Source organism: Pseudomonas lactucae (assembly GCF_036688725.1).
Lineage (GTDB): Bacteria > Pseudomonadota > Gammaproteobacteria > Pseudomonadales > Pseudomonadaceae > Aquipseudomonas > Aquipseudomonas lactucae.
Window position 1 is genome coordinate 172,177 of sequence record NZ_JAQQPT010000016.1, and the last position, 7,794, is coordinate 179,970.

The 7,794-nt window shown below is 60.6% G+C and carries 7 protein-coding genes; 3 read left to right on the forward strand and 4 right to left on the reverse strand.

Translation table 11 applies throughout. The features are described from left to right. The first annotated feature begins 19 nt into the window (after positions 1–19). A complete protein-coding gene (yccS, locus tag V6M90_RS19560; RefSeq protein WP_141062918.1) occupies positions 20–2,203 on the forward strand; it encodes a YccS family putative transporter in 2,184 nt (727 codons plus the stop codon). A 26-nt stretch (positions 2,204–2,229) separates the two neighbouring features. Here the strand turns inward: yccS and V6M90_RS19565 are convergent, their stop codons facing one another. Continuing rightward, positions 2,230–2,967, reverse strand: a complete 738-nt coding sequence (locus tag V6M90_RS19565) for a substrate-binding periplasmic protein (protein ID WP_332846976.1) — start codon at positions 2,965–2,967, stop codon at positions 2,230–2,232. 201 nt (positions 2,968–3,168) lie between these two features. On the opposite strand from V6M90_RS19565, the gene V6M90_RS19570 reads away from it, so the two are divergent. Continuing rightward, a complete protein-coding gene (locus tag V6M90_RS19570) occupies positions 3,169–3,621 on the forward strand; it encodes a GNAT family N-acetyltransferase (RefSeq protein ID WP_003176607.1) in 453 nt (150 codons plus the stop codon). Between the two features lie 102 nt (positions 3,622–3,723). Here the strand turns inward: V6M90_RS19570 and V6M90_RS19575 are convergent, their stop codons facing one another. Genes V6M90_RS19575 through V6M90_RS19585 form a run of 3 tightly spaced genes read right to left on the reverse strand, consistent with a single transcriptional unit; the run spans position 3,724 to position 6,686 of the window. Beyond that, positions 3,724–4,020: a winged helix-turn-helix domain-containing protein gene (locus V6M90_RS19575; RefSeq protein WP_078826405.1), complete on the reverse strand. Its 297-nt coding sequence runs from the start codon at positions 4,018–4,020 to the stop codon at positions 3,724–3,726. A gap of 18 nt (positions 4,021–4,038) precedes the next feature. Further along, entirely contained in the window at positions 4,039–4,539 is a 501-nt protein-coding gene (locus V6M90_RS19580) for a M48 metallopeptidase family protein (protein ID WP_003176609.1), read from the reverse strand. A gap of 41 nt (positions 4,540–4,580) precedes the next feature. Then, positions 4,581–6,686 carry a putative bifunctional diguanylate cyclase/phosphodiesterase gene (locus V6M90_RS19585; RefSeq protein WP_003176610.1) on the reverse strand — a complete coding sequence of 702 codons (2,106 nt, stop codon included), beginning with the start codon at positions 6,684–6,686 and terminating at the stop codon, positions 4,581–4,583. A 312-nt stretch (positions 6,687–6,998) separates the two neighbouring features. Here V6M90_RS19585 and V6M90_RS19590 point away from each other — a divergent pair, with 312 nt between their 5' ends. Beyond that, positions 6,999–7,664, forward strand: a complete 666-nt coding sequence (locus V6M90_RS19590) for a polysaccharide lyase family 7 protein (protein ID WP_003176611.1) — start codon at positions 6,999–7,001, stop codon at positions 7,662–7,664. Positions 7,665–7,794 lie beyond the last annotated feature (130 nt).

Here is a 7,794-nt window from a genome sequence, read left to right on the forward strand (position 1 = left end):
CCGGAAGACTCCCGACTTCATGTCATCGACCTCGTTCAAGCATTCCCTGCGGCGCCTGTGGGCGCTGGATAAATTCAGCTACAGCATTCGGGTATTCATCGCCCTGACCGGCAGCATGGCGCTGTGCTGGTACCAGGATGAAATGACCCTGCTGATCCCGCTGTTCCTGGGGATTATCGCCAGCGCTCTGGCCGAGACCGACGACAGCTGGCAAGGCCGCCTCAACGCTCTGGCGGTGACGCTGGTGTGTTTCAGCATCGCCGCGCTGTCGGTGGAGTTGCTGTTCCCCTACCCCTGGATTTTCGCCATCTCCCTGGCCCTGGCGACGTTCGGCCTGACCATGCTCGGCGCGCTGGGTGAACGTTATGGGGCGATTGCATCGGCCACGCTGATTCTGTCGGTGTACACCATGATCGGTGTGGACCAGCGCGGTGGCGCGGTGAATGATTTCTGGCACGAGCCACTGCTGCTGGTGGCCGGTGCGGCCTGGTACGGGGCGCTGTCGGTGCTGTGGCAGGCGCTGTTTTCCAACCAGCCGGTGCAGCAGAGCCTGGCGCGTTTGTTTCGCGAGTTGGGGCGTTACCTCAAGCTCAAGTCGTCGTTGTTCGAACCGATCCGCCAGCTGGATGTGGAAGCGCGCCGCCTGGAACTGGCCCAGCAAAACGGCCGGGTGGTGGCGGCGCTGAATGCCGCGAAGGAGATCATCCTGCACCGCGTGGGCAATGGCCGACCAGGCTCGAAAGTCAGCCGCTACCTCAAGCTGTATTTCCTGGCCCAGGACATCCACGAACGCGCCAGTTCATCCCATTATCCCTACAACGCCCTGGCCGAGGCGTTCTTCCACAGCGATGTGCTGTTCCGCTGCCAGCGTCTGCTGCGCCAGCAAGGCAAGGCCTGCCAAGCGCTGGCCGAGTCGATCCAGCTGCGCCAGCCGTTTATCTATGACGACGGCTTCGCCGAGGCCCTCAGCGACCTGAACGCCTCCCTGGAACACCTGCGCATCCAGAGCAACCCGGCCTGGCGCGGACTGCTGCGCTCGCTGCGGGCGCTGGCGGCCAACTTGTCGACGCTTGACCGCCTGCTCGGCGACGCCAGCAACCCCGACGCCCTGGCCGACGCCACCGACAGCAACCTGCTGGACCGCGCACCGCGCAACCTCAGGGAAATGTGGACACGCCTGCGCACACAACTGACGCCGACCTCGCTGCTGTTCCGCCACGCCCTGCGCCTGTCCCTGGCGCTGAGCATCGGCTACGGCACCTTGCATGTCATCCACGCTTCCCAGGGTTACTGGATCATCCTCACCACCCTGTTTGTGTGCCAGCCCAACTACGGCGCCACGCGGCGCAAACTCGGGCAGCGGATCATCGGCACCGCCATCGGCCTTACCGTGGCCTGGGCGCTGTTCGACCTGTTCCCCAGCCCCTTGGTGCAATCGATGTTCGCCATCGCCGCGGGCCTGGTGTTCTTTATCAACCGCACCACCCGCTACACCCTGGCCACCGCGGCCATTACCTTGATGGTGCTGTTCTGCTTCAACCAGGTGGGCGATGGCTACGGGCTGTTTTTGCCGCGCTTGCTCGACACCTTGCTCGGCAGCCTGATCGCCGGCCTGGCGGTGTTCCTGTTCCTGCCCGACTGGCAAGGCCGACGCCTGAACAAAGTGCTGGCCAATACCCTGACCTGCAACAGCATCTACCTGCGCCAGATCATGCAGCAATACGCCGTCGGTAAAAGCGACGACCTGGCCTACCGTCTGGCCCGCCGCAACGCGCACAACGCCGACGCAGCGCTGTCCACCACCCTGGCCAATATGCTGATGGAACCGGGGCATTTTCGTAAGGAAGCGGATGTGGGTTTCCGCTTCCTGGTGCTGTCCCACACTTTGCTCAGCTATTTGTCGGGGCTCGGCGCCCACCGCGATACGCAATTGCCGGCCGAGGTCCGCGAGCACTTGATCGACGGCGCCGGGAAGACGCTGGCGACGAGCATCGATGAAATCGCCACAGGCCTGGCCAACAAGCAACCGATAGCGATCCAGAGCGACGCTGAGGAAGCGCTCGCGGCGGACCTGGAGCAGATGCCGGACGAGATTGATGAGGGCCAGCGACTGGTGCAGACGCAGTTGGCATTGATTTGTCGGCAGTTAGGGCCGCTGCGAACATTGGCGGCGCACCTGATCAAGGACACCAGCGCGGCGTAGGCCGCTATCGGGGGCCCGCGAGAACACTACATCCCATGCAGCTTCATCAACCGCGCATAACTGCCATCGGCCTTCATCCTGGCAATCTCCCGATCAAAGCCCGCGACGATCTGCGCATGCTCAGGGTGCTTGAGGCTGACCAGGATATGCAGGCTGTTTTCACTCAACGGCGTGGGCAAAAACTCCACCGCATTGCGCACCCGTGCCGATTCGCGTGACAGGTAGTAACGCGCCACGTACTCATCCTCCACCGTCAGCCGCACCCGCTGCGCCGCCAGCATGCGCACGGCCATGGCGAAGTTATGCACAGGGACCTTTTGCAACTGTGCATCTGCCTCGAATGGAGGCGAATATGCATAGCCGCGCACCACGGCTATCGGGTAGTCGTGCAGCTGTTCAAGGTTCTGGTACTCGATGGGGTCGTCACGGCGCTTGATAAAGCACACGCGGTTGACCAGGTATTCGTTGGAGAACTGCCCCAAATGCGTGCGGGCCTCGTCGTACCAGGCATTTATCAGCACGTCATAGCGCCCATCGCCCACCCCCATCAGCGCGCGCGCCCAAGGCACCTGCTCGAAATCACTGGCATAGCCGGCACGAGCCAGAGCCGTACGGACGATGTCGGTAGCCAACCCGCCGTTGATCAGGGTGGAATCGGTAAAAGGCGGCCAGGCATCCGCGACCAGACGCAAACTCTGCGCAAATGCAGGCGTCGCCAGCAATAACACTCCAATCAAAGCAACGGCACGAAAGAATCGCGGCATGCTCAAAATCCTTGGCAGGCAGGCGGTGGCTCTGGCTCAGGCGAGACCTGAGGTCCTAACAGTAGCTCACATTACACAAAGAAACAGACGACGCATGCACACGATGATGGCAAATTGACGTCACTCACAAAAATAGACGATTTAGACACGCACGCACGTCGCGCTTACTATCCTGAACAGACGTTTCCACGAGAGTTCATCATGACGGTTGATTGGGTATGCAAACATCACACTGACTTGGGCAAGGAGCAGCTCTACGCGATCCTGCGTCTGCGCTGCGAGGTTTTCGTTGTCGAGCAGAAGTGCGTCTATCAGGACATCGACGGGCAGGACCTGGCGGGCGATACCCACCACCTGATGGCCTGGCAGGATGATCAGTTGGTGGCCTACCTGCGCCTGCTGGACCCGGACTCCCAGGGCGGTGACGTGGTGGTCGGCCGGGTGATCGTCGCGCCATCGGCACGCGGTACCGGCTTGGGGCACCAGATGATGGAAGAAACTCTACGGCAGATCGACGAGATTTGGCCCGAGACGCCGATTTTCCTGTCAGCCCAGGCGCATTTGCAGGGGTATTACGGGAAGTACGGGTTTGTGGTGGCGGGTGAGGAATACCTTGAGGATGATATTCCTCATATAGGTATGCGGCGCGCCTGAGGGGCTCATCGGGAGCAAGCCCCCCTCCCACATTTTGATTTGTGAATACGGTCGAATGTGGGAGGGGGTTCCCGATGGCGTCAGCCAAAACAGTGCATAACTTCAGGGATACCCCAACACCCGCTTTACCGAAGCCAGATTGTCTTCGATCCAACGCCGATCAATCGCCCCCCAATCACGAATCCGATATTGCCCCGCATGGTTGCGGGCACCGTCCTGCTGCTCGAATTCACAGACGATATCCAGATCGGCCAACGCCGCGATCGTGTCCTGCGCCGTGCGCCGCGGCATGCCGGTGACGTCAGTCAACGCCGGGACGCTGCTGGCCAGCCCGCTGTCGATCAGGTACGCCACATACAGGCGGCGGTAGAAACTGCTTTTGGTCTTGCTCACATCCATGGTGGTCGCCTTGTGTCGTCAGGGCTTGCCCTGCAGGTCGCGATACGTGAGGTACACCCGCAGGTCGAATTCCACCTGATGGTAGCCCGGCATCATGTAGTCGCAGAGTTTGTAGAACGCCTTGTTATGGTCCGATTCCTTGAAGTGCGCCAGTTCGTGCACCACGATCATGCGCAGAAATTCCGGCGCCGCCTCTTTGAACAAGGCAGCGATGCGGATCTCTTTCTTGGACTTCAGATTGCCACCCTGCACCCGCGAAATCGTGGTGTGCAGGCCGAGGGCGCGGTGAGTCAGGTCCAGGCGATTATCGAACAGCACTTTGTCGATGGCCGGCGCGTTGCGCAGGTGTTCCTGCTTCAAGGCCAGGGCATAGGCGTACAGGGCCTTGTCGCTCTGCACGGCGTGGCGTTCGGGGTAACGTTGCTCCAGGTAGGCACCCAACTGGTCCTTGGCGATCAGCTGGCGCACCTGCTCCTGGAGGGCTGGCGGGTAGGCCTGAAGGTATTTCAGCGCGGTCATGGAGTCTGCAACAGGGTTCGAAGGCCGTCAGTGTAGCGAATTCAACGCACGCGAGCGCGCGACCAGTCAGCCACGACCTCGGCCATCAACGGCTGCGACGCCCATGGCCCCTGGATAAACGGGCAACCGTGGGCTTTGAGCCAGCTCGCTTGCTCCTGGGTTTCCACGCCCTCGGCAATCACCAGCACGTCAAAATGGGCACATAACTCAATGATGCTGCGCGCCATCGCCGCATCCCGCACCGAACCCGGCAGGCGCGCCACCAGCTGCGGGTCGAGCTTGAGGGTATCGAACGCCAGATCACGCAGATGCGCCAGGGAGCACTGCCCCGAGCCAAAGTCGTCCAACGCGATGCGCACGCCCACACGGCGCAGCAACTTGAGCTGCTTGGCGGCCTCTTCCAGGTTGTTCATCAGGCAGTCTTCGCCGATTTCCACCTCCAGTTGCCGGTCGCGCAGTCCATACCGCTCGATCATTTGCTGTAGCTGGTTTGCCAGGTTGGGCAAATTGAACTGACTGGCGCTCAAGCTCACGCTCAACACCAGTTCGTCGTCGAAGGTGGTGTGCCATGCCTGGCGCTGGGCGGCGACCTGCTGGTAAATCCAGCTACTGAGTTGGCTGATCAACCGCACCTCTTCCAGCAATGGTAAAAACAACCCCGGCGGTACATCGCCGACGCTGGGATGCTGCCAGCGCAACAACGCCTCGACGCCGCGCAGGTGCCCGTCTTCCAGCGACACCTGGGGCTGGTAGACCAGGGTAAAGTCCTTGTTTTCAATGGCCGTGCGCACGCTGTCTTCGAGCATCAGGCGCGAACGGGCGCGGCCGTTCATTTCCTGGTCGTAATAGCGATATTGCTGACGCCCAGCACGCTTGGCTTCGTACATGGCGATATCGGCCGCGCGCAACAGGCCGTTGAGGTCAGACCCGCAGTCCGGAAACGTGGCAATGCCGATGCTGACCCCCAGCATCACATCCAAACCGTCGACCTGATGACAAACAGACACTCGTTCGATCAGTTTTTCCGAAATTTTCGCCGCGTGCTCCGGGAATTCCAGCTCCAGTAACGCGGTAAATTCATCCCCGCCCATGCGGCCGATGATGTCGTAGGAGCGCAGGCAACCTTGCAGTTGCTCCGACACCCAGCGCAGCACGCGGTCGCCGGCATCGTGCCCCAGGGAATCGTTGACCCGCTTGAAACCGTCGAGGTCCAGGTACAGCAACACCAGCGACTGGTCCACCCGCTCGCTGCGCGACAAGGTATTTTCCACCGCCTGATAAAAGCCACGCCGGTTCAACAGCCCCGTCAATGGGTCAGTGACTGCCTGAAACTCCAGTTGCTGATGCAGGTGGCGCACTTCGGACATGTCCAGCACCGTCACCACCATGGCTTTCTGCTCAGTCGGCAGCGGCGCGCAAGACAGCGCCACAGGCACCTGTTGCCCGCGGCTGGTGCGCAGGATGGCATCGTGCAGACGCCAGGTTTCACCCTTGCGATAACCGGCGTACATCTGCGATTCGAGCCAGGCAGGCACGTGAGGCTTTTGCAGGAAGCTAAGGAATTCCTGGCCTTTGAGCTCATGAAGCGTGGCGTTGAGCAGGCGCGAAATCGCCGGGTTGGCGTACTCGATGACCCCCTCCTCACCCACCACCAGGATGCCTTCGGCGGCGTTGTCCAACACCGAGGCATTGAAGGCGCGGGCCGACTCCAGGTCATGACTCAGGCGCTGCAACGCCCGGCGGTTACGCTGGTGTTCCAGCAGTGCCTGAACCTTGGGCTTGAGGATATGCGGGTCGAAGGGTTTGAACAGGTAGTCGATGGCGCCGCTGGCGTACCCCTCCAGCACCGACGCGGGCGATTGGGCATTGGCGCTCAGAAAGATGATCGGGGTCATGCGCGTGCGCTGACTGCCACGCATCAGGCGGGCCACTTCAAAGCCGTCCATGCCGGGCATTTTCACATCCAGCAGCACCAGATCGACTTCATGCTTGAGCAACAATTCCAGGGCTTCAACACCGGAGGCTGCGGTTACGACCTGCCAGTCGTCACGTTGCAAAAGCGCACGCATGCTGATCAGGTTTTCCGGGTAGTCATCGACCACCAGAAGAACCGAATCGCCGTCGCCGTGGTGTGGAGCGCATTCCATGCTACGTCTCTTCCTTAAGGACTCGCTCCGGTCACTTCTAAGCGTAAACCCGGACAAACTCTGAGGCATCACTCTAGCGCTGGAACCTCAAAATCAGAAGTGACGTGGATGCCATCATCACGCCAAAGTTCAGTCAGCCGACTAACGGTCAAGCGCTACAGCCCCCGTACCACGCGATATATGGCGTTTTGACATTCTCTTGGCGCCAATAAATTGCCAGCAATCGTTTAACAACTGGCCGACCACCGCCTATAAAGAACCCGTGAGGCCCGCGGGCCAAAGCCATCACCCCCTCTGTATAAGGCCTATGCCATGATCGACCTCTCTACCTGGAACCTGAGCATTCCAGTCGGCTCGCCCCCTGCGACCATCGACACTCCGAAGCTGATGAGCGGCTTCAACGACCAGTATTTCCAGGCCGAAGGCAGCAACGTGCAATTCTGGACGCCGGTCACCGGCACCCGCACCGAAAACGCCATCTACCCCCGCAGCGAACTGCGCGAAACCTACGCCGACGGCCGCCTGCGCAACTGGACCTACCCCGAAGCAAACAACTTTCTGCGCGCAACACTCGCGGTCAATCAGGTGCCGTCCACCGGCAAGATCGTGATCGGCCAGATCCATGCCTACGACAGTCAGAAGCCGCTGATCAAACTCGAATATCAATTCAAGGAAAAAACCCAGAGCGGCAACATCGTCGCCAAAGTGCGCATGCGCCCGGATGAAGACACCAGCCGCGTGATCATCGTCGCCTCCAATGTGCCGCTGGAGAAAAGCTTCACCTACGTGATCAACCTCAACAAGGCCGGGCTGCTCAGCGTGTATGCCGCCGACAGTGAGTGGAACGAGCGCATCGGCGCGGCGTGGGGCGACAAACCGCTGTATTTCAAGGCCGGCACCTATGTGCAGGACAACAGTGGCGATACCAAGGAAGGCGCCAAGGTGACGTTTTCCAAGTTGGATATTGATCACGAGTGAATAGTCCGGTGATGCCAAGGATTATTCCTCGGTGAATCCACTGTATTAAACACACCACCGAACCCTGTGGGAGCCGGGCTTGCCCGCGATGGCGGTGTGTCAGTCAACTTATTGAGTGACTGTCACACCG